17 protein-coding genes and 5 pseudogenes are annotated in these 21624 nt (G+C 69.7%); 13 read left to right on the forward strand and 9 right to left on the reverse strand.

Translation table 11 applies throughout. From position 1 onward, the window contains the following. Positions 1 to 148 precede the first annotated feature (148 nt). Entirely contained in the window at positions 149 to 397 is a 249-nt protein-coding gene (locus OG867_RS10710; protein ID WP_406284575.1) for a hypothetical protein, read from the reverse strand. 175 nt (positions 398 to 572) lie between these two features. Beyond that, entirely contained in the window at positions 573 to 2399 is a 1827-nt protein-coding gene (locus tag OG867_RS10715) for a phosphoenolpyruvate carboxykinase (GTP) (RefSeq protein WP_328901979.1), read from the reverse strand. 230 nt (positions 2400 to 2629) lie between these two features. On the opposite strand from OG867_RS10715, the gene OG867_RS10720 reads away from it, so the two are divergent. Then, a complete protein-coding gene (locus OG867_RS10720; RefSeq protein WP_406284577.1) occupies positions 2630 to 3328 on the forward strand; it encodes a hemolysin III family protein in 699 nt (232 codons plus the stop codon). A gap of 41 nt (positions 3329 to 3369) precedes the next feature. Here OG867_RS10720 and OG867_RS10725 read toward each other — a convergent pair. Continuing rightward, positions 3370 to 5414: pseudogene (locus OG867_RS10725) on the reverse strand (thioredoxin domain-containing protein). 289 nt (positions 5415 to 5703) lie between these two features. Between OG867_RS10725 and OG867_RS10730 the strand changes: the two are divergent. From OG867_RS10730 to OG867_RS10750, 5 genes are all read left to right on the forward strand, one after another. Further along, positions 5704 to 6375 (forward strand): DUF998 domain-containing protein, encoded by a 672-nt coding sequence (locus OG867_RS10730; protein ID WP_406284579.1) that lies wholly within the window; start codon positions 5704 to 5706, stop codon positions 6373 to 6375. 111 nt (positions 6376 to 6486) lie between these two features. Further along, complete coding sequence (locus OG867_RS10735) at positions 6487 to 9153, forward strand: ATP-binding protein (RefSeq protein WP_406284582.1); 2667 nt, start codon at positions 6487 to 6489, stop codon at positions 9151 to 9153. A gap of 78 nt (positions 9154 to 9231) precedes the next feature. Beyond that, positions 9232 to 10035 carry an alpha/beta fold hydrolase gene (locus tag OG867_RS10740; protein WP_406284585.1) on the forward strand — a complete coding sequence of 268 codons (804 nt, stop codon included), beginning with the start codon at positions 9232 to 9234 and terminating at the stop codon, positions 10033 to 10035. Positions 10036 to 10394: 359 nt separating this feature from the next. Then, positions 10395 to 11285, forward strand: coding sequence for a GNAT family N-acetyltransferase (locus tag OG867_RS10745; RefSeq protein ID WP_406284587.1), 891 nt, complete (start codon positions 10395 to 10397; stop codon positions 11283 to 11285). A 233-nt stretch (positions 11286 to 11518) separates the two neighbouring features. Further along, positions 11519 to 11782: a hypothetical protein gene (locus tag OG867_RS10750; protein WP_406284589.1), complete on the forward strand. Its 264-nt coding sequence runs from the start codon at positions 11519 to 11521 to the stop codon at positions 11780 to 11782. Positions 11783 to 11797: 15 nt separating this feature from the next. On the opposite strand, the pseudogene OG867_RS10755 reads toward OG867_RS10750, so the two are convergent. The 3 genes and pseudogenes from OG867_RS10755 to OG867_RS10765 all read right to left on the reverse strand — a co-directional run. Then, a pseudogene (locus OG867_RS10755) lies at positions 11798 to 11926 on the reverse strand (IS5/IS1182 family transposase); the annotation flags it as partial. Positions 11927 to 12034: 108 nt separating this feature from the next. Continuing rightward, entirely contained in the window at positions 12035 to 12748 is a 714-nt protein-coding gene (locus OG867_RS10760) for a hypothetical protein (RefSeq protein WP_406291261.1), read from the reverse strand. 46 nt (positions 12749 to 12794) lie between these two features. Continuing rightward, positions 12795 to 13511, reverse strand: a pseudogene (locus tag OG867_RS10765) (SDR family NAD(P)-dependent oxidoreductase); the annotation flags it as partial. Between the two features lie 64 nt (positions 13512 to 13575). Here OG867_RS10765 and OG867_RS10770 point away from each other — a divergent pair. Beyond that, a complete protein-coding gene (locus OG867_RS10770) occupies positions 13576 to 14148 on the forward strand; it encodes a TetR/AcrR family transcriptional regulator (protein ID WP_406284591.1) in 573 nt (190 codons plus the stop codon). Between the two features lie 668 nt (positions 14149 to 14816). Further along, the gene (locus OG867_RS10775; protein ID WP_406284594.1) at positions 14817 to 15362 is read left to right on the forward strand and encodes a hypothetical protein; all 546 of its coding nucleotides are present in this window, start codon (positions 14817 to 14819) and stop codon (positions 15360 to 15362) included. Between the two features lie 37 nt (positions 15363 to 15399). Here the strand turns inward: OG867_RS10775 and OG867_RS10780 are convergent, their stop codons facing one another. Both OG867_RS10780 and OG867_RS10785 read right to left on the reverse strand, forming a co-directional pair. Continuing rightward, a complete protein-coding gene (locus OG867_RS10780; RefSeq protein ID WP_406284596.1) occupies positions 15400 to 16227 on the reverse strand; it encodes a transposase family protein in 828 nt (275 codons plus the stop codon). Positions 16228 to 16549: 322 nt separating this feature from the next. Beyond that, positions 16550 to 16705: pseudogene (locus tag OG867_RS10785) on the reverse strand (DUF255 domain-containing protein); the annotation flags it as partial. 131 nt (positions 16706 to 16836) lie between these two features. Between OG867_RS10785 and OG867_RS10790 the strand changes: the two are divergent. Then, a complete protein-coding gene (locus OG867_RS10790; protein WP_328901976.1) occupies positions 16837 to 17403 on the forward strand; it encodes a Uma2 family endonuclease in 567 nt (188 codons plus the stop codon). A gap of 185 nt (positions 17404 to 17588) precedes the next feature. Here OG867_RS10790 and OG867_RS10795 read toward each other — a convergent pair whose 3' ends face one another. Then, on the reverse strand, positions 17589 to 18110 hold the full coding sequence (locus OG867_RS10795; protein WP_406284599.1) for a hypothetical protein: 522 nt from the start codon (positions 18108 to 18110) through the stop codon (positions 17589 to 17591). Positions 18111 to 18393: 283 nt separating this feature from the next. Between OG867_RS10795 and OG867_RS10800 the strand changes: the two are divergent. From OG867_RS10800 to OG867_RS10815, 4 genes and pseudogenes are all read left to right on the forward strand, one after another. After that, positions 18394 to 18774, forward strand: a pseudogene (locus tag OG867_RS10800) (hypothetical protein); the annotation flags it as partial. Between the two features lie 33 nt (positions 18775 to 18807). Then, positions 18808 to 19332, forward strand: coding sequence for a hypothetical protein (locus OG867_RS10805; RefSeq protein WP_328901974.1), 525 nt, complete (start codon positions 18808 to 18810; stop codon positions 19330 to 19332). 133 nt (positions 19333 to 19465) lie between these two features. Further along, a complete protein-coding gene (locus OG867_RS10810) occupies positions 19466 to 20209 on the forward strand; it encodes an FHA domain-containing protein (RefSeq protein WP_328901973.1) in 744 nt (247 codons plus the stop codon). Then, a complete protein-coding gene (locus OG867_RS10815; RefSeq protein WP_328901972.1) occupies positions 20206 to 21594 on the forward strand; it encodes a protein kinase domain-containing protein in 1389 nt (462 codons plus the stop codon). Before OG867_RS10810 ends, OG867_RS10815 begins: the two co-directional genes overlap by 4 nt. Positions 21595 to 21624: the final 30 nt, after the last annotated feature.

Consider the following 21624-nt stretch of genomic DNA (forward strand, 5'->3'; position numbering starts at 1 on the left):
AAAAGGGGACATGACACGTGCTCAGCCCACCCGGGACACGCCGCAGCGGCGGCCGAATGGCGGCGCGGGCCGCCGGGGCGCACGGTTCAGGGCGCGGACGTTGACGGGCGCGGCGACACCGTCGCGGCCCCCGTCGTCGACTCGAACGTCACTCGGCGACCTCGCACTTCTCGTCCGTCCGGCAAGAGGTGACGGTGACGCCATTGTCCCAGTAGATGTCCTCGTGGACCCTGCCGTACACCTGGGCGAACACGATCAGCCCGACGATCCCGGCCACCGCCGCCAGGGCGATCAGCCCGCCCACGGTGATCAGGGCGATCGTCATGCCGTCCATCCGGCGCCCGGGGAAGAGCGGCGGACCGCCCTCCGACGTGTTCGGGTACGGCGGATACTGCATGCCGGGCGCCCCCTCCGCTGCCGCGCACCGACGGCGCGACCGGCTCAACCGTACGGCCACGGGCATCACCCCCGTAGCTCCGCAGGGTCACAACCCGACGACGAACAGGGCACGTTGAGCAGGCCGATGGCCCCCGAAGCGGCTTCGGGGGCCATCGCCGTACGTACGCGGGGGCTCAGCCCAGGCGCTCGACCAGCGCGCGGTACTCGTCCCACAGCTCCTTCGGCGTGTGGTCGCCGAAGGTGTTGAGGTGCTCGGGGACCAGCGCCGCCTCCTCGCGCCAGACCTCCTTGTCGACCTTCAGCAGGAAGTCGAGGTCGGCCTCGGAGAGGTCCAGGCCCTCGGTGTCGATCGAGCCCTTCGCGGGAAGGATGCCGATCGGCGTCTCGACACCCTCCGCCTTCCCCTCCAGGCGCTCGACGATCCACTTCAGGACGCGACTGTTCTCGCCGAACCCGGGCCAGACGAACGTGCCCGCGTCGTTCTTGCGGAACCAGTTCACGTAGTAGATCTTCGGCAGCTTCGACTGGTCCGGCTTGTCCGCGCCGACCTTGAGCCAGTGGCCCATGTAGTCACCCATGTTGTAGCCGCAGAACGGCAGCATGGCGAACGGGTCGCGGCGCAGCTCGCCGACCTTGCCCTCGGCGGCGGCGGTCTTCTCGGAGGCGACGTTGGCGCCGAGGAAGACACCGTGCTGCCAGTTGAAGGACTCGGTGACCAGTGGGACGGCCGAGGCGCGGCGGCCGCCGAAGAGGATGGCCGAGATCGGCACACCCTTCGGGTCCTCCCACTCGGGCGCGATGATCGGGCACTGCCCGGCCGGGACGGTGAAGCGGGCGTTGGGGTGGGCGGCGGGCGTCCCGGACGCGGGGGTCCAGTCGTTGCCCTTCCAGTCCGTGAGGTGCGCGGGCGGCTCCTCGGTCATGCCCTCCCACCAGACGTCGCCGTCGTCGGTGAGCGCGACGTTGGTGAAGACGGAGTTGCCCCACATCGTCTTCATGGCGTTGGCGTTGGTGTGCTCGCCGGTGCCGGGCGCGACGCCGAAGAAGCCCGCCTCCGGGTTGATCGCGTACAGCTGGCCGTCCTCACCGAACCGCATCCACGCGATGTCGTCGCCGATGGTCTCGACGGTCCAGCCGGAGATCGTGGGCTCCAGCATGGCGAGGTTCGTCTTGCCGCAGGCGCTCGGGAACGCGGCGGCGACATACTTCGCCTCACCGCGCGGCGGCGTGAGCTTCAGGATCAGCATGTGCTCCGCGAGCCAGCCCTCGTCGCGGGCCATGACGGAGGCGATGCGCAGCGCGTAGCACTTCTTGCCGAGCAGCGCGTTGCCGCCGTAGCCGGAGCCGTACGACCAGATCTCGCGGTCCTCCGGGAAGTGCGAGATGTACTTGGTCTCGTTGCAGGGCCAGGGGACGTCCTCCTGTCCCTCCGCCAGGGGCGCGCCGAGCGTGTGGACGGCGCGGACGAAGAAGCCGTCGGAGCCGAGCTCGTCCAGCACGGGCCGCCCCATGCGCGTCATGGTGCGCATCGAGACGGCGACGTACGCGGAGTCGGTGATCTCGACGCCGATCGCGGACAGCGGCGAGCCGAGCGGGCCCATGCAGAACGGGACGACGTACATGGTCCGGCCACGCATCGAGCCGCGGAAGACGCCCCGCTCACCCGTGAAGATCTCCCGCATCTCGGCGGGGTCCTTCCAGTGGTTCGTCGGACCGGCGTCCTGCTCCTTCTCGGAGCAGATGAACGTACGGGTCTCGACGCGGGCGACGTCGCTGGGGTCGGAGGCCGCGTAGTAGGAGTTCGGGCGCTTGATCCCGTCCAGCTTGGTGAAGGTGCCCTTGGCGACGAGCTCCCCGCACAGGCGCTCGTACTCGGCCTCGGAACCGTCGCACCAGACCACCCGGTCCGGCTCGGTGAGTGCTGCGATCTCGTCCACCCAGGAGATCAGCTCCTGGTGGGTGGTGGGAACAGTAAGGGGAGCCGCGATGTCGCGCGCCACGATCGCTCCTTGATGAGGGTGTATTCGGTTGGTGCTCCTGCTGCCCCGTGGGGGCTGCGACCCGGATGCGTGTACCCCTTCGAATTCCCCTGGCGCTCATCCGGTGCCGACCGCACTCATTTGATCATCCGACCCTTGCGCCCATATGTCCAGAGGGGCGCCCATGTGAGCATCCACACGCGGACCCCGCCCATATCGGGTACCTACGGGCCCGTAGGTACGATGCGGGAATGACTGCTGCCGCTGCCGCACCCGACAACGCAGGCCCCCGCGCGGCCCCGCTCGCCGACGCCCCGCCGAAGCCCCTGATGCGCGGCTGGCTGCACGCCGGGATGTTCCCCGCCGTGGTCATAGCGGGCATCGTGCTCGTCGCCCTCTCGGACAGCACCCGGGGCCGGATCGCCTGCGGGATCTACGTCCTGACGGCATGCCTGCTCTTCGGCGTGAGCGCGGTCTACCACCGGGGTACGTGGGGGCCGCGCGGCGAGGCCGTCCTGCGCAGGCTCGACCACGCCAACATCTTCCTGATCATCGCGGGGACGTACACGCCGCTGACCCTGCTCCTGCTGCCCGAGTCCACGGGCACCCCGCTGCTGTGGGCGGTGTGGGCGGCGGCGCTCGCCGGCATAGCCTTCCGGGTCTTCTGGGTCGGCGCCCCGCGCTGGCTGTACACGCCGTGCTACATCGCGATGGGCTGGGCGGCGGTCTTCTTCCTGCCCGACTTCATGCGGACCGGCGGGGTCGCGGTGCTGGTGCTGGTGGTCGTCGGCGGCGTGCTCTACAGCGCGGGCGGCGTCATCTACGGCATCAAGAAGCCGAACCCGTCACCGCGCTGGTTCGGCTTCCACGAGGTGTTCCACTCGCTGACGCTGGCCGCGTTCGTGGTGCATTACGTGGGCATCTCGCTGGTGGCGTACAGCCACAGCTGACGTCTGCGCGGGGGCGCCTCGGGGGCGCCCCCGCGCAGGACTCAGGCCCCGCCGAGCGCGCGGGACAGCGTCTCCGCGTCCGTCGTCGGGGCGTCGCAGACGAAGTGCCGGCAGACGTACGCGGTCGGCGCGCCGTCCACCGTCGGCCGGTCGGCCAGCAGCGGGAACTCCGCCCCGCCCGGCTCCCCCGCCGCGACGACCGCGCCGGGCGCCCGCCCGAGCAGGGCCGTACGGTGCAGCTCCCCGCCGACCGGCCCGGCGACGGCCACCTCGCGCGGCCCGTCGAGCAGCGCCTCGGCCACCGCGAGCCCCCAGCCGATGAAGCGCGGGGCGCGCGGGCCCAGCGCCTTCACGACCCCCAGAGCCTCCTCGGCGGCGGTGCGGTGCGGCTCGGAGCCGGTGTGCGCGGCGTACGAGAGGAGCGCGCCGGCGGCGGCCGTCCAGCCGGCCGGGGTCGCGCTGTCGGTGGGGTCCTGGGGGCGCCGGATCAGCCGCTCGGCGTCGTCCGCGGTGTCGTACAGCTGGCCGCCCTCGCCCCGGAAGTGCTGGAGCACGATGTCCAGCAGGAATCCGGCGAACTCCAGCCAGGCCCCCTCGCCGGTGACACCGGCCAGCGCGAGGAAGCCCTCCGCGACGTCCCCGTAGTCCTCAAGGACCCCGGCGTGGTCACCGGCACGCCCGTCCTTCGACGTCCGCACGAGCCGGGCGACGGGGCCCATGTGCACCCGCACCAGCAGGTCCGCGGCCTCGGTGGCCCGCTCGACCAGGTCGGGCCGGTCGAAGAAGGCGCCGGTCTCCGCGAGCGCGGCGATGGCGAGCCCGTTCCAGGCGGCGACGATCTTGTCGTCGCGCCCGGGGCGCGGGCGCTGCTCCCGGGCGGCGAGCAGCCGCTCCCGTACGCCGGCGGCGCGGGGGCCGTCGGGGTCGCGGAGGCCGTCGGGGTCAACGGGCAGCTGGAGAACGGAGGAGCCCTCCTCGAAGGTGCCCTCCTCGGTCACCCCGAAGTGCGCGGCGGCGAACGCGGCGTCCTCCTCGCCCAGCACCTCGCGCAGCTGCTCCGGCGTCCACACGTAGTACGCGCCCTCGACGTGCTTGCCCTGGGCGTCCTCGCTGTCGGCGTCGAGCGCCGAGGCGAAGCCGCCCTCCGGCGTCCGCAGCTCGCGCACCATGAAGTCGGCGGTCTCCAGGGCCACCCGCCGGGCGAGCTCGGACCCGGTGGACCGCCAGAGGTGGGCGTACACGCGGCAGAGCAGCGCGTTGTCGTACAGCATCTTCTCGAAGTGCGGGACGACCCATTCCCGATCCACGGCATACCGGGCGAACCCGCCGCCGAGCTGGTCGTAGATCCCGCCCCGGGCCATCGCCGCGCAGGTGTCGGCGGCCATCCGAAGGGCGCCGTCGGACCCGGTGCGGGCGTGGTGGCGCAGCAGGAACTCCAGCGCCATGGACGGCGGGAACTTGGGCGCCCCGCCGAACCCGGCCCGCTTCTCGTCGTAGTCCCGGGTCAGCCCGAGCAGCGCCTGCGCGAGCTCCGCCTCCCCGGGCGGCCCGTCGCCGCCGTGCGCGAGACTCCTCTCGGACAGGTCCCGCACGATCCGCCCGGCGACCTCCCCGACCTCGTCGCGCCGTTCGGTCCAGGCGGCGCCGACCCCTTCGAGCACCTGCCGGAAGGACGGCATCCCGTGCCGGGCCTCGGGCGGGAAGTAGGTCCCGAAGTAGAACGGCTCCGCGTCCGCGGTGAGGAACACGGTCATCGGCCACCCACCCTGCCCGGTAGCCGCCTGCACCGCCTCCATGTAGACCGCGTCCACATCGGGCCGTTCCTCACGGTCCACCTTGACGGGCACGAAGTGCTCGTTCATGTAGGCAGCGGTCGCCTCGTCCTCGAACGACTCGTGCGCCATGACATGACACCAGTGAATCAGCAGAAACATAAGTGGCAGGACGCATAGCCCACACTCAAGAGGATGGGCACGTCCCGCCGCTTAGCTTCTGTCATCGCCTCCTCTCCCCATGGCCACCAGTCCACTGGATTGGAGGCGTGCTGGAGCAGGTAGGGCGACTGTGCGTTAGCCAGTCTGTTCATACCGGCATCGTCGCACGGTCCAGCCCGTGGCGGGCGGCCTCCGCGCTGGGGATCGACCGGAATGCGGCCGGACAGGCGCCGCACCGGGAAGTCCGCCCACTACTCGGACGGTGCAGCTCATGGCCATCGCCTTGCGCCCGAGCGGTGGACCGGCCGTATTCGCTCACTTCCATGACGCCCCAGGGCAGTACTGGACAGTCCAGTTCCTATGTGAGTACCGTACCGTCCCCTAAGCAGTACTACACCGTCTAGTTCTGGTATCGGCTCTCTCCGTCGCGGAAGGCATCACATGACCCAGACCGTCAGTGCCCGGATCGCCGCAGCCACCCCTGCCCGACCGGCGGCGCGGGCCTTGTTGGCCGGCGCCGCCGTGGCGGGCCCACTGTTCCTGGGCGCGGGCCTGATACAGGGCCTCACCCGCGACGGCTTCGATTTCACCCGCAACGCCCTCAGTCAGCTGAGCCTCGGCAGCCTCGGAGGAATCCAGGTCGCCGCCTTCCTGCTCACGGGCGTCCTGCTCGTCGCCGGAGCGCTCGGGATGCGTCAAGCGCTGCGCGATGCACCTGGCGGCATCTGGGCGCCGCGGCTCATCGGCGTGTTCGGCGCCTCTTTCGTGCTCGCCGGTCTTTTCACCGCCGACCCGGGCGCCGGATTCCCCGACGGCGCACCGGAGGCCCGCGCTGTCTCCATGAGCACACACGGCGCCATCCACATGTTCAGCGGCATGGTGGGCTACCTGGCGCTGTGCGCAGCATTCCTCGTACTGGCCCGCCACTTCGCCGCCCAGAACCAGCGCGGGTGGGCCGTCTCCTCCCGCATCATGCCCGCGGGAATCCTCGTGGGGCTCGTCGGCTCCTCCAGCACCGTCCTGGCCTTCACCGTCGGAGCCGGGCTCGGCCTCCTCTGGCTCACCGCGGTCACCACCCGGCTGATGGCCGCGGCGCCCGAGGCGCGGCGATAGCCACCCCCTTCCTCACCCACCGCTCCTGACGGAACGGCACACCACGATCGAGGCGTGAACGGACGGATTCGGGCGTCTGCACGTTGCCGCCCCTCTCTACAATGGGCTTCTGTGCTTTACGGAAGATCTGTGGAAATCAGCGCGCTCGAAGAAGTGGTCGCGCAGGCCCGCCAAGGCCGCGGCGGGGCGGTAGTGCTCCGGGGCGAGGCCGGCGCGGGCAAGACCGCCCTGCTCGACGCAGTGGCCGCGCGGGACGGGGCGATGAGGGTGCTGCGGACCAGCGGCATCGAGTCCGAATCCGACCTGGCATTCGCGGCGCTGCACCAACTACTGCGGCCGGTGGCCGGACTGCTCGACGCGCTGCCCGGTGCGCAGCGTGAGGCCGTGGGAGCGGCCCTGGGGCACGCCGCGGGCGGCGCGGGCGACCGCTTCCTCCTGGGCGCCGGCGTGCTGTCATTGCTGGCCGAGGTCGCTACCCCGAACGGCCTGATCTGCGTGGTCGATGACTTCCAATGGGCCGACCGTGCCTCGGCCGACGCGCTCCTGTTCGCTGCCAGGCGGCTGGGATCCGAACGGATCGCGATGTTGTTCGCCGTCCGCGGCGACGTTCCTGTGAAGGGCGTGCCGTCGACGGTCGGTGTGCGCGGCCTGCCCGAGGACGCCGCTGCCGAGCTGTTGAAGTCCCGGCACGGCCTGCTGGCTGCCCCTGTGCGACGGGAACTCATCACGCTGACCGGGGCGAACCCCCTGGCTCTGGACGAGATCGCCGCCCGGCTGACGCCCGCGCAGCTCGCCGGCCGCGCCCCGCTGCCCGACCCGCTGCCCGGAGGTGCCCGGCTCTTCGGCGACCGGGTGAAAGGGCTGTCGTCCCCCGCTCGACTCGTCGCCCTGCTCGCCGCTGTCGAGACCGATGTCGAGGCGGTCCTGTGTGCCACCGAGCGGCTGACGGAAGGGTCGGGGGCGGCCGCCTTTGCCGAGCTGGAGGAGAGCGGGCTGGCCGAGGTGTCAGGCACGGGCGTGCGCTTCCGCCACCCACTCATGCGTTCCGCGATTCACGAGGCGGCCACCCCTGCCGAGGTCCGCCACGTGCACGCCGTCCTGGCGGAGCTGACTGCGGGAGACCGTAGGGCCTGGCACCTGGCCGGCGCAGCCCTGGGCCATGCCGAGCCGGTCGCTGTCGCGCTGGTGGAAGTCGCCGCGAGGGCTCGCGACCGCGGCGGGTACGGAGCCGCCGCCACCGCCCTGACCAGGGCCGTCGAGCTGACACCTGAGCCACGCACCCGCGCCGTCCGGCTGAAGGACGCCGCAGTGGCTGCCTGGCTCGCCGGTCGCCCGGGACAGGCCGATTCGCTGCTGGCCGAGGCGCGCGAAGGGGCCAGCGGGGACATCACACTCTTGATGGAGATCGCCCAGCTCCGGGGCCGGTTCGAACTGAACTCGGGCAACGCGGCCGAAGCCGTACGGATCCTGGCGGCGGGCGACAGCCTGGACATGCTGGCCGACGCCATGGAGGCAGCCTCGTACGTCGGCGACACGGCGGCCGTCGTGGAGCTCGGCCGACGGGCGGCGGCGCACCCCGAGGGATTCCTGCGGGACGCGGTGGCCGGGATCGGGCTGACTCTGGACGGGGACGCTGCCGGACCGGGCCTGCTGCGACGGGCACTGGCGCGGGCAGGCGAGCTGGAGGATGCGGTGGGTTACCTGTGGGCGACGGCCGCGGCCAGTGCTCTGGGCGAGTCGGACGTGGCGACCGAGATGGCCGAGCGGGCCGGGCGGGTGGCCAGGGTGTCGGGGACGGCTGGGCAACTGCCCGTTGTGCTGGAGTTCGCGGCTTCCGCCGACCGCCTCACCGGGCGGCTCGCGCGCAGCCAGGCCGTCTCCGAAGAGGGCCTGGCGCTGGCGCGGGAGGCCGGGTACGAGAACACGGTGGCCGCGCACCTGGCCAATCTGGCGGTGCTGGCCGCTCTGCGCGGCGAGGAGGAGTCCTGCGAACTGCAGGCCCGCGAGGCGCTGGCCATCGCCGTGCCACACCGGGTGGGACTGCACGCGGGCGTGGCCGCGTACGCGCTGGCGATGCTCGACTTGTGTCTGGGCCGCTACGCGTCATCGCACGACCGCTTCCGGGCGATCGCGGTGGCGGGACCGGGCGCGGGCCATCCGACCGTGGCCTGGCGGACCATGCCGGACCGGGTCGAGGCCGCGGTGGGCGCGGGCGACGAGGCCGGTGCCCGAGCGGCGCTCTCGGCCTACGAGCGATCGACCAAGTACGCCGCGACGTCTGAGTCGCGCGCGCTGCTGGCCCGCTGCCGGGGCCTGACCGAAGCGGCTGAGGAGGCTTTCGACGAGGCGCTGCGGCTGCACACCAACCCCTTCGAGTCGGCCAGGACGGCCCTGTTGTTGGGTGAGCGTCTGCGTCGCGCACAGCGGCCGGGGCCGGCGCGAGCACATCTGCGGAGGGCGTGGGAGATCTTCGACCAGGCCGGTGCCCGGCCGTGGGCGTGCCGCGCGCAGCAGGAGCTACGGGCTGCGGGCGAGAACGCCGGCGCCCGACCTCATAGCGGGATCGAAGCGCTGACCACGCAGGAACTTCGCATCGCCGGCTTGGTCACCGACGGGTTGTCCAGCAAGGAGATCGCCGCCCAGCTCTTCCTGAGCCCGCGTACGGTCGAGTACCACCTGTACAAGATCTATCCGAAGCTGGGCATCAACTCCCGGACGGAGCTGGCCCGGCTAGTAGTTCTACGGAAGACACACGTAGCCGCGGACGACATGCTCTGAGACATGCGAAACGTAACCATCTGGAGTGAAGAGTTCGGTGCCGAGACAGACGCGCCGATTCTGTTGATCATGGGTTCGATGTCCCAGGGCATCCTGTGGCCGGACGAGCTCGTCGGCCAACTGGCAGCCGGCGGTCGCCGAGTCATCAGGTACGACCACCGTGACACCGGCTTGTCGGGCACCGTCGACTTCGCGACCGAGCCGTACGCCTGGGACGACATCAAGAACGACGTCTACCGGGTACTGGCGGCCCACGGCCTGGACAGCGCCCATCTGGTGGGCCACTCGGCGGGCGGGCTACTCGGCCAACTCATCGCCGTGGAGGCGCCGGAGCGAGTGCGGTCGCTGACCCTCATCGCCTCCTCGCCGCTCGGTGGTGGCGAGGGCCAGGTGCTCCTGCGGGCTCTGACGGGCCAGCCGCAGCCCGAGGGCAGCCTGCCGGAGCCGGAGGCGGAGTTCGTGGAATTCTTCCGCGCGCTGATGGCCGCCCCGCCCGCGCGGGACCACCGGGCGCTGATCGACAGCATGATCGCCGAGCAGCGCGTGCTGCACGGCACCGGGCTGCCTTTCGACGAGGACGCGGCGCGCCGACTGCAGGAGCGCGTCTACGGCCGGGCCCGCGACCTGTCGGCGGCGGCCAACCATCGGCTGGCGGCAGGGGCCGGCCCCGACTTCGAGCCGGTGGGCGCGCTGCACCGGGTGCAGGCACCCACGCTGGTCATCGAAGGCAGCCACGAGCCGGTCAAACCGGGGCACGGAGCGATCATCGCCGAACAGATCCCCGGGGCAAGGCTGTTGACCGTGAAGGGCATGGGACACACGCTGCCGCAGGAGACCCACCAAGAGCTGGCCGACGCGATCCTCACGCACACAGCCGAGTGAGGATGTCCGTTCTCAAGGCCGGGACTTTCTGGTCCGGAGCAGCCCCGACCCGGCAATGTCCTGCACTCCGCAGGGCCGTCCGTGGCGGAGCCCATGCCATTGCCCGGCCCGTAGGCGTTTGACAAGATCATCAGGGACCGTGACCGTGTGCGCGGCCCATGACGCACGACCGGCGGTGTGTGGCGCCCCGGCCGCCCCCTCAACCCATCGGTTGGCCCGCCAACGCGCCGCCGACCGGTACCTCGCTCCCGAAAGCTGTGTGAATGACCTCTCCAAGCAGTACTGCTCCTCGCTTGTCCGCCGTCTCGGGCCCCGGTGCGGAACTCGATCAAGTCCTTGCCCTCACCTCTCGTGAACCCGTGTGGCGCCTGCCTGCCGACGCCTACCGCGCGGAGGCCGCCCAGCGGCAGTACCGTCCGGAATGGACCTGGGCCGCCTGGAGCCCGGACGGCCGGGTCCTGGCCCGTGCCCTGTGGTGGGGTCAGAGCGACAGCGCCCACCCGATCGCACTCGACTGCCTGGCAATAGCCGACGACGTCCCCGCTGCCGAAAGGGCCGCTCTGGGCGCCACGCTCCTGGACGCGGGTCATCAGGCTTTCAGCGAGGTGGGCGCCCAGGCCCCGCCGCTGTACAACCTCATGCGACTGCCCGGCGCGTGGCGGGACGATCCTGCATACGTCGCCGCCGTGTCCTGGCGCCAGGAAGCCGCCCGCCGGGCCGGACTGACGGTCGAGGTGGAACGCCTGCAATTCGAGTGGACGCCCGAGGCGCCGCTGCCCGCCGAACCCGAGCGGCTGGTGTTCTCCCCGGAACCGGACGACGGCGTCTTCCTCGCCGCGATGCTGCGCGTGGCGGAGGGCACGCTCGACGCCCACACCCTGGAGGGCGAGGCGGCCAACGGCCGTGAGGCCACCGCCCGCGAAAGCCTGCAGTTCTACCTCGACCGGCCCGGCAAGCGGGAATGGTGGCGACTCGCACACACCCCGGACGGCACCCTGGCCGGCCTCGCGATCCCCTCGGCCACCCCGTACAACCGCAACGTCGGCTACCTCGGTGTCGTCCCCGAACTACGCGGCCACGGCTACGTGTCCGAGATCCTCGCGGACATCACCCGCTTCCAAGCCGCAGACGGCGCCGACCGCATCACCGCCACAACCGACCTCGGAAACCGCCCGATGGCCGCAGCGTTCACCCGCGGCGGCTACCGCAACACCGACACCAGGCTCATCTTCTCCGCACCGCAGGACTAGGCAATGCCTGGCAGATCATGTGATCACTAAAATCCAGGGTGTCCGTTCCCCGTCGGCCAGCGTCGGGGGATGTGGAAGTGATGAGCGGTGCGGATCCGGTGTTTCCCGCAGCGGATGGTGAACGGGGGCCTGTGGGGAGTCGACGGCTGCATGGGTGGCTTGGGGCGGCGGTGGCGCTGCTTCTCGCGGTGTCCGCTGCCATGCTTCTGGGCAGGTCGTGGACCGCATGTGACGTGGGCGTGAACAACGCGGCCAACAGCGGATTCCTGATGTGGCTGTTCATCCCGGGCCTCTGGACGACACTGCTGCTGGTCTGGGTCGCGGTGGGTGCCCTGCTTGGGAACCGCCCCCTCCTCCACGCCTCCGCCCTCGCGGTGACGCTCCTCGGTGTTGTCTGGTGCGTCCTCTCGATCTTCTGGGAGGGCGCCGCCGCACCCTCATGCCCTAGCGGCGTGCCCTCGTGGTGGCCGAGCTTCATCCCCGTCCCGGGATTCTGAGGGATCGGCTCCGGTTCGGCGGGAGTTGTACGCCTTGTCGCCGCTGACGTGGTCGGGCCGGGTCCAGGGACGTCCGCCCAGCGGGCGGGGAACCCGGATCCGGTCCAGGACCTCGATCATCTGTGGGGCGTCGCCTCCGCAGCCGTTGCGTTGATGCCACGGAGCGGACGCCTCATGGGACGTGAGTGCCCCTGCTCGACAGGGCACGGGCAACCACGTCCGACAGAGCGGCTTCCGTTCAGCCGGTTCGGCTCAGCGGCGAATCCCGGCGTACGCGGACGGGGGGATGCCGCCCTCGGCACCAGCCGCACCGCCCACGGTCCAGATCCGGCCCGTCGAGTCGGTCGCGGCCGCGTAGAGGTACCCGGCTCCGGGCGGCTCCTCGTCATGGGTGAGAGACCCGCGCGGGCCCGGCGTGAGGACGTAGTTCCCGTTCTGGCTGACGGCGGGGTCCAATGACTCGCCCACCGCGAGGGGGCGGCCGGAGCCGTCGAAGGTGATGTCGGACAGTTGGCCCGTCTCGGCGGGGGTGCGCACCGCGCTCCAGGAGCGGCCGTCGTAGCGAACGATCACGGGGCGCCGCCACAGGGTCTCGTCCCTCATGTAGCCGGCGGCCCAGACCTCGTTCGTCGTCGCCCGTATCGCGATGCCGTCGAACATGGCCCCGTCGAGCTTGGGGGGCATGCTCTGCCTGGTCCATGCGATGCCGTCGAAGCGGGAGATGCCGTCGCCGACGGCGTAGACGCCGCCGGGTCCCGCCTTCAGCTTCGAGACCCAGTTGAGCCCGGTGTCCGCCGGCAGCAGGGTCCACCGGCCGCTGCCGTCCGCGTTCCCGCGGAAGAGAGTGGGGAAGTACTCGCCGGCCGCATCGGCGTATCCGCCGTACACCCAGACCGAGCCGTTCGTGTCCGTATCGACAGCGGACAGTGACGACTGATCGGTGCCTTCCGGGAAGGGCAGGGACACCTCGTTCCAGGCGGCGCCGTTCCAGCGCTGGAGAAGTGCGTGCCCGTGCCTCCTTCTGCTGCGTGGTGAAGTTCCGCTGCAGTCCCGTCGCGACACCACCGGGGTTCACCGCATTGGCGATGATGCCGTCGGACGCCCATCGGCGACTCGCCTCGACGGCGAAGAGAGAGTTCGCCGTCTTCGACTGGGCGTAGGCAATCTGCGGATCGTAGCTGCGACGCTCGAAGTGGAGGTCTTCGAAGTCGATGCCGGCACGCATGTGCGCCGTCGAACTGACCGAGACAATCCGTGCTCCGTCGCGGTCGGCCGCTCCCAGGGCCAGGGCGCCATGAAGACCGGTGGTCAGGGCGAAGTGGCCAAGATGGTTCGTCGCGAATTGCAGCTCCCAGCCCTCACATGTGCGTTCGAGGCCGCCAGTGACCACGCCCGCGTTGTTGATCAGCAGGTGAAGCGGGCCGCCCCACGCGTCAACAAATCGCGTGATGGTGGTCCGGTCGGCAAGGTCGAGCCGGACGACGCGGGGCCGTATGCCTCCGGTCGACTTCTCGATCGTCTCAGCGACGACGTCCCCCGCCGTCGCGTTCCGGACAGCGAGCGTCACCTCCGCCCCGCCAGCGGTCAACGCGCGAGCCGTCTCGATCCCGATTCCGGAGGAAGCTCCCGTAACGACCGCGCGGAGGCCGGTGAGGTCTACGCCCCGCACTACCTCGTCCGCAGTGGTGGAGGCGGTGAAGGGCGTGGAGATGGGTTCGCGAGAAGTCATGGCGGCGACTATACGTACTAGTCCATACTTGTATAGTGCGTCTCTCGTTCGTATGCTCGACCCTATGAACAGTCCAGATGCCGGTAGATCGCCGTCGACAGTCGCCGACACCGGCCGTCGGACCATGGTTCTGGACTCTGCCCTGGTCACATTCGCGCGATTCGGTTACCGCAAGACCTCGATGGAGGAGGTGGCGCGGGCGGCGGACATCTCCCGGCCCGGGTTGTACTTCCTCTTCTCCTCGAAGGAGAGCCTGTTCCGCGCCGCCGTCACCCAGGCACTGGAGCGCGACATCACAGCGGTCGAACACGTCCTGGCCGACACCGGCCGCCCGCTTGCGGAGCGCCTCCTCGATGCGTTCGACCAGTGGGCGGGCCGCTATATCGGCCCGCTGACGCGCGATACGGCGGTGGTCATCGAGGACAACCCTGGCCTCCTGGGGAAGATCATCGAGACCACGCCACAACGTTTCGAGCAACTGATCACAGACGCGATCGCCGTCGAGGCAGGACAAGCGGCGGCCCGCCAAGTCGCCCAGACGATGATCAGCACATCGACCGGCCTCAAGCACCAGGCCGCATCAAGGGAGTTCTACCTCGAACGTCTGAAGGTCGCCATCGATCTCCTGGCGCGCTGAAGACCCTTACCTATGCCGCGGGAGAGCCCGGCCGAACAGTAAGGTTGGCACGCCCAACAGAAATGGCGCCGACCCCCGCCACCGACGATCCTCCGGCACCCGGAACGTACGCCAACCCGGCAGGCTTCGACCCCTGTTCGAACCACTTCAGCACGTCGACCGATGGCGCAGGTGACCAGCTCATCTCGCCGACGGGGAGTGCCTGTGTGTTCTTCGTCAAGCGTCGGGACAGCCTCTGCCCGGGGTTCGGTCTTCTCTGTGGGGCGTGCGACTGAACCTTTCCCGGTAATGGCTCATGACGTTGCGTGATCGTTCAGATGGCTCGGCCGTAGTCGAGTTGGAGCAGGACGAGAGCTGCGGCGATCCAGCAGCCAGCTCTGGAACGGGGCCAGCGCCACCAGGACGAGGGGGACAAAGCCGACCACGCGGATAACCGGCCTCAGCCGCCAGAGCTTCTTCACGAAGATCAAGGGAGCAGGCAGATGCCCTTCGGGGAGCCGAGCTGGTGCAACCTGGCGAGGCTCTGTCCCGGCGGATCCCGTGCCGAAGATTGCCGGACACCGGCAATGCGGCAAGATCTGCCGCGCATGCATGATGGTGCCTGCCGGGAGAAAACGGGGGAAGCAACAATGGAAGTAGTCGCGGCCCGCAGCGTGGCCCGTGCGCGTATGGGATCGGGCCTGGCGGTGACAATCCTTCTGCTGCCCTTCGGCGCCTACGGACTGGCCCGGACGGGGGCGGTCCCCGAAGACACACCGATCGTGCTCGGCCTGCTGTGCGTGATCGTCGGCTTCGTCCTCCTCCCCGCACTGTGCGAGGAGCAGGCCCCGTTCCGGCATTCGTCGTCGAGCCTGACCGCGCGCACCCTGACCGGCGAACGGTCCGTCGACTTGAACCGAATCGCCACGGTCCGGCTGCTGACGACCTTCTCGTACGGCGGCGCATACCGCGCCCTCGTGGTGCGCGACGCCCATGGTGTGCGCCTCGGCATCACGACCGAGAGAAGCCGCAGGAAGCTGCGACGAGCGATCGAGAAAGCGGACGCGAAGGCCGCGCGGGGTGTCCCCGGGCCCCGGGTGAGCCGTGCGGCCCGGGCCCATCTCAGCCTTGCCCCGGGGCGAGGTCTCGTCGTCCACACGCTTCTCAGCTTTCTGCTGCTGACGATGTCTGTGAGCCTGTACGTGGCTGTTGTGCTCCGACTCGGCGGGCAGTGAGCCTTCCCGGTAATGGATCACGACGTTGCGTGATCGTTCAGATGGCTCGGTCATACTCGAGTTGGAGCAGGACGAGGGCTGCGGCGGCGATCTTCGTGATGCGGCTGGGGTCGAGGCTGACCCGGCGCAGAGCTTTGAAGGTGGTCTTGAGCAGAGAGTTGGCGCGTTCGCATACGCCGTGGACACCCCGGATGACCTTGTTGTAGGTCTGCTGGGCCTCGGTCAGTATGCCGCCCGCGGGCTTCTTGACCGGGTGGCGAAAGCCGTCGCCGGCGTTCTCGTAGCCGAGGTCGACCAGGGTCGGGACGCCCAGCTCGGCGGCGAGGGCGTTCAGGGTGTCGATCAGGCCGTGATGGCGGGCACAGGTGGTGTCGTGCTCGCGTCCCGGACGGACCGGCGAGACCCAGAGCGGCCAACCGTCGGGGGTGGAGATGACCTGCACGTTCCCGCCATGATGCCGGTGCTTCCCGGACCACCACAGGTCCGCGCCGTTGGGGCCGACTGCGGCAACACGGTCGGTGCGGACCACTGTGCCGTCCAGATTCAGATGCGTCAGCCCTGCCTCCTTTGCCCGCCGCAGCGCGGTGTCGAGATCTGGTGCCCCGGCTGCCAGGACGGCCAGCCCTTCGTGCAGGTACCGGTAGGTGGTGGAGGTTGACAGGCCGTTTTCACAGGCGAGTTGGGCCAGGCGGGTACCGTCGATGAACCAGCGCAGGACGAGCACGGCCTGCCGGAAGCAGCCCAGCGCACGCCGTCCCCTGCGGGTGCCGATCTCAGCCCGACGGGCTCGCAGCAGCCGGGCCAGATGCTCGGCGGTGGACCGTCGCGCATCGAGCACGGCGGTGTATGTGACGCTGGTCGACACGTGAGGCCCCTCGGTCGGATCTTTCTGTCGCAAGATCGTTCCTATCAGGGGCCTTACGTCTGCCCGGACTTAAGTGCAGAGAGAGTGGCACCGCGAGCCGAACCGTCGCGGTCGGTGACCACCGGTTACAGGGAAAGGCTCACTGTCTGGTTGTGCCAGAGATGATGACGAGTGGGTGGGAGACGGCACGGAGGCCCGTGGTCCCATCACAGGACCGCGAAAACACAGCGGGGGACACCGCCCGGCGTACCGCCCCGGATGAGACTGACAGCTCCCAATATTGGAGATGTCCGCGGACTCATGCATAAGGTGCGGGTCATTGGCACCAGTGACAGGACGAGTACCCCACGCTCAACAACACGGGCACCCCGCGCCGCCGCGCCTCCTCGAACGCCTCGGGCGACCAGGGCCACCAGTCGACCGGATTGTCAGCATGCTGAAGCAGATACGGCGAGGTCACACCAGCCAACCGGTTCATGCGAGCCAGCCTCTCACAGCGCCGGGCCGGGGCATGGGGACCGCACGGACGCGGGTGCCTCGTGACCGTAGGACAGTAGGCTGAGCCTGAAGAGTTCCGGAACTGCTCAGGCTCCTCGAAGGAGGTACCCCATGACTGCCGAGATGGTGGCGCCCGAGTGGATGCACGCGCAGATCAGCGCGGAGCAGTACGACTCCTGGTCCGAGGAACAGTGCGCCGGCATCGAGATCGTGGACGGGATGGTCGTCGTGAGCCCGAGCGCCTCCAAGCGCCACAACCGGCTGGCCCGCATCCTGGCCAACGCCCTGGACGCCGCCGCGGGCCCGGACTGGAACGCCGACACGGACTTCGACGTCCGCCTGCAGGACGTCCCCCTCACCAACCGCCGCCCGGACGTCACCGTCTACCGGTCGGAAACCATCGATCTCACGCCTACCCGCCCCGAGCACGTACTCCTGGTCGTCGAGGTGGTATCGCCCGGCTCGGAGACCACGGACCGGATCGTCAAGGTGGACCAGTACGCCAAGGCCGGCATCCCCTTCTACTGGCGCATCGAACAGGCCGCCACCGGTGTCCCCATCATCTATACCTACGTCCTCGACCCCGCCACCAAGGCGTACAGGGACGGCGAAATGTTCACGGGCGCGATCAAGACCGCTACGCCCTTCTCCGTCACTGTCGACCTGGGAGCCGTCTGACAGCGCTGGAAGATTCCTCATGACTGAGCACAAGGGAAAGCGCAAATTCCGGGAGCACCTAGAGGCTCTTTTCGCTGCCGCTGGCTCCCCTAAGCCAGCCGCCATCTGCTCTGCGAGCAGGGACCGCCTTGGGCGAAGTTCCCTGTCCGTGCTCACGCCTCCAAGCTGAGAGCCCCGAGCAAGCTCTAGTGTGTGCAACCGAGATCCAGTTCGGTGTGGCAGGAATGCTGGTTGCCACGGATACTACCGAGGCTTAGCGTCCATTCGACTACCTCGTGGACGCCGTTGCCCGTGCTGCCGAAGCGACGGCCATCCCCGACGAGGTTTGGGAAGCTGCGGTCACGCACGCGAATGGCGGTAGCGAGCTGCTGCCTGTCGGGCGGTCTGCCTTCCGCTTCGGTCGTCTGCTGCTCGCCGAGCGCTGCTTTTCTCCGCTGGCGGCCCGGGGTGATCACGTCGCAATGCACGACCTTGGGTTCGTACAGCGTGAAAGACGGGCGGAACACACCTGGCCCTCGTGGTACCGGACCGTATCCGAGACAGGAACTACGTTGCAGGCACGCGCCCTTGGCGCCCTCCACGAAATTGAAGGGCGCTGGGACGAAGCAGCGGCTTGCTACGAGAGGGCCGCCGGTCAGGGAGATGCTCATGCCATGCGACTCCGGGGTGTGATCGCCCAGCGGCATAGGCAAGACGACGAAGCTCATGAGTGGTACGTCCGCGCTGCAGAAGGTGGAGATGCAGTTGCAATCGCATTTTTCAATGAACCAGGAATCTACCGGCCCGAAAGGGGAAACGAGCTGGGTTCGGAAACCTGGGACTCGAACGTCGAATGGGATGAGGAGGACGAAGAGCCGTGGCAGATGACGGCCCGCACATCACGCATCCTCAGCTGCAACCTGGAGATCCTTGCCGATACGGCTCACGACGAGTTGACTGAGCTGGGTGACCAGCCGGTCTCCCCGAACAGCGAGGCGACTACGACTGGCCCGTTTGTTCATGTTCACGCGCGACGGCATCCGCGAAGTCAGCTCCGAGCTCAGGTTCTCCGACTCGACACGCAAGAACGAACACCGGAGCAACTACCGGTTCGACGCGCTGTCCTCGGTACAGGTGACGGAGAACGCCGATGTCGGGTACGACCTGGAGCTCGTCCTCACCAACGGACCCGCCCGGAAGATCCGGGTAAAGGACGCCGACACTCATCAACTGGCACCGGACGAGAGCGCTCGGGAGATCTCCGAGATCAGTCTCAGCTCAGCCGGCTTCGCCCATACCTTCCGCCTCCTGGAGGGGATCGCGGCAGACGGGAAGGACTGGATCGAACGGCATGACCCCGACAACCTGACGCCCTTCCAGATCGCCGGCTGATCCTGGACTCGAGCAGAGGAACGGCTGACTTCCATGGACGATGTCACCGAGAGCAAAGTTCTGCTGGCCGAGTACGACCGCCTCAAGGAGGAACAGAAGACCCGCATAGGATTCCGCGACAACCTCCTCTACTTCACGCTCGCCGCGGTCACCGCAGTCGTGGCGGTCACCGTCCACAGCGGGCAGTCCGGACTCTTGCTCTCCGCCCCCGCCATCTGCCTGATCCTGGGGTGGACCTACCTGGTCAATGACGAGAAGATCTCGGCGATCGGCTGCTATGTCCGCGACCGACTCGGTCCGCGCCTGGGTGAACTCTCCTCGGCCCGGGACACGGTGTTCGGCTGGGAGATCTACCACCGCAACGTTGCGGGCCGCACCGTGCGCAAGCGGCTTCAGACCGCCGTGGACCTGTTCACGTACCTGATCCTGCCCACGGTCTGCACGATCGCGTTCTGGTGCTCCCCCACCACTCGACCCCTGCTCGTGCTCGCTTCACTTGGACAAACGCTCGCCCTGGCCGTGCTGGGCTGGCAATTCCTGCGCCGCGCGGAGGGGTAGCACGTGAACGAGCGGCCGGTCCGCTCGCTGGTGCCCGACTTCGAGCCCCAGTCCCGCATCCGCGTCATGCGGACATTTATCCAGGCCCCCTACCCTGCCGCCCATGGTTCGCCTCGGGGGAAGGAATCTGGGTGTGTACACCATTGTCGTGGTACCCGGGCCTGGCATGGAGCCCGGTGAGAAGGTTCGGTTGGCGCCCGGGGAGGCGTTGCGGTTCGGGCGGGGGGTGTCCGGGCGGGGGCTGGGGATTCCGCATGACGGGGTGTCGCGTTGTGCGGGGGAGATCGTCGCGACGGACACGTACTGGGCGCTCAGCAATCTCAGCCGTACGGCGACCTATGCCGTCGAGAACCCCGAGGGTGCCGGGGAGCACATCAAGGTGGCGCCCGGGCGGCTCGGCGCCCCGGTGGCCTTCGAGTTCGCGCGGGTCGTGCTGCCGGCCGGGCATGAGCTGGTGAGCTTCGACGTGTGGGCGCCGCGGCACGACTACGCGGCGGAGGCCGAGGCGGTGGGCCGGGACGGCGAGGCGACCGCGCTCGCCTTTCCGCTCGATCGGTCGAAGCGGTATTTCACCGTGCTGGCGGCCCTGTGCGAGCCACGGCTGCGCGGTGAGCCGTATGCGCCGCTGCCCACCGTGGAACAGGTCGTGGAGCGGCTGCGTCCGCTGTGGCCGGCGGCGAACCGGGCGGCGGTGCAGTGGAACATCGACTACCTCGCGGTGAAGCTGCGGCTCAAACCCGGGCCCGAGTCCTGCGAGACCGGGCCCCGGCTGAACGGCAAGAAGGACGCCCTCGTCGCGCTGGCGCTGCGGTTCGACCTGGTGCGCGAGGACGACCTCGCGGCGCTGTGCCCCGTACCGAAGGACGCGGCCCGGTGAGCGGCAAGCGGCCGTACGCCGTCGCATCCGTGCCGCCCGGCTATCGCGTCGGGCCCTGGATCGTGGAGAAGCCGCTCGGCGCGGGCGCCTTCGGGAACGTGTACGCGGCCCGCCACGAGATCCCCGGCGCCCAGCCGGAGCGCGCGGCGCTGAAGTTCCTGCCCACCGGTACGCACACGCCCCGCCGGCTGCACCACCTGCGGGAGCTGGCCGAGCGCGAGGTGGCCCTGCTCCGCAGGCTCAGGTCGCCCCGGCTGATCCGGATGTACGAGGCGCTCACCGTGGACGATCCGGAGCATCCCGAACTCGACGGCGCCGCCGTGCTCGTACTGGAGGAGGCGCGCAGCTCGCTCGACGCGTTACTGGGGGCGGACCACCCGCCCGAGGACGGCCCCACCCTGCTCGTACAGGTCTGCGAGGGGCTGTGCCAGTTGCACGACGCGGGCTGGGTCCACGGGGATCTCAAGCCCGGCAACGTACTCCTGATGAAGGACGGCACGGCCCGGCTCGGCGACTTCAACATGGCCGCCGAGCTGGAGGGCACGCATGCCTACGCGCCCGCGTTCGGGACCGCCGACTACACGCCGCCCGAGCTGCTGTGGTCCGAGGTCGGCGAGCGGGGCATGCGGATCCGGAAGACCGCGGACATCTGGGCGTTCGGGGTGCTGGCCCATCTGGTCCTGACCGGTTCCCTCCCGCTTCCCGGGGGCACGCCGACCGCCCGCCGGGACGCGGCGGTGCGCTATGCGCGCGGCGAGGCGGAGCTGCGCCTCGCGGACGAACTGCCGGACGCGTGGCGGGAGATCGTACGGGACTGCCTCGCCCGCACCCACGAGGAGCGGGCCCCGCACGACGCGCCGTCACTGCTGCGGCGGGTCACGGCCGCTGCGGCGGGCCGGGAGCCGCGCCCGCGCCGCAGCCGCCGCCCCCTGCTCGTCGCGGCGGCCGCCGTCCTCGCGGTGACGGCTGCGGGCCTCGGGGCGCGGGCCCTCTGGGACGAGGACCCGGCCGGGAAGCCGCAGGCCCGGGCGAGCGCGAGCCCGGTCGCGGAGGCGGCGGCGAAGCCCGCCGGATACGACCGCTGCCCGGCCCGGTCCGTCTGCTTCTTCCCGGAGGCGGACGGCCAGGGCGAGATATGCGCCTGGGAAGGCGACGATCCCGACTGGGCGGACGGGATGAACGACTGCGCGTGGGCGTCCAAGAGACCGCCCGCCTCGATCTTCAACAACGGCGGCGCCGATCCCAACGGCTTCGTGAACGTCACGTACTTCGGGGAGCGGGAGCTGCGCGGGCGCCTCGGCTGCGTACAGCGAGGGCAGCGGCAGAACCTCGCGCTGACCTCGTACGTGCAGTCCCACACCTGGGCGAAGAGCTGCACCCTCTGACGTACGAGGTACCGCCCCGCCCGCTCCGGC

Source organism: Streptomyces sp. NBC_00209, assembly GCF_045206345.1.
In the GTDB taxonomy this organism is placed as follows: domain Bacteria; phylum Actinomycetota; class Actinomycetes; order Streptomycetales; family Streptomycetaceae; genus Streptomyces.

Excerpts from the sequence above, each read along its gene's own strand:
- OG867_RS10710 (WP_406284575.1), bottom strand. The coding sequence starts at position 397 with ATGCAGTATCCGCCGTACCCGAACACGTCGGAGGGCGGTCCGCCGCTC.
- OG867_RS10720 (WP_406284577.1), top strand. The coding sequence starts at position 2,630 with ATGACTGCTGCCGCTGCCGCACCCGACAACGCAGGCCCCCGCGCGGCC.
- OG867_RS10730 (WP_406284579.1), top strand. The coding sequence starts at position 5,704 with ATGACCCAGACCGTCAGTGCCCGGATCGCCGCAGCCACCCCTGCCCGA.
- OG867_RS10740 (WP_406284585.1), top strand. The coding sequence starts at position 9,232 with ATGTCCCAGGGCATCCTGTGGCCGGACGAGCTCGTCGGCCAACTGGCA.
- OG867_RS10770 (WP_406284591.1), top strand. The coding sequence starts at position 13,576 with ATGAACAGTCCAGATGCCGGTAGATCGCCGTCGACAGTCGCCGACACC.
- OG867_RS10775 (WP_406284594.1), top strand. The coding sequence starts at position 14,817 with ATGGGATCGGGCCTGGCGGTGACAATCCTTCTGCTGCCCTTCGGCGCC.
- OG867_RS10790 (WP_328901976.1), top strand. The coding sequence starts at position 16,837 with ATGACTGCCGAGATGGTGGCGCCCGAGTGGATGCACGCGCAGATCAGC.
- OG867_RS10795 (WP_406284599.1), bottom strand. The coding sequence starts at position 18,110 with ATGAGCTTCGTCGTCTTGCCTATGCCGCTGGGCGATCACACCCCGGAG.
- OG867_RS10805 (WP_328901974.1), top strand. The coding sequence starts at position 18,808 with ATGGACGATGTCACCGAGAGCAAAGTTCTGCTGGCCGAGTACGACCGC.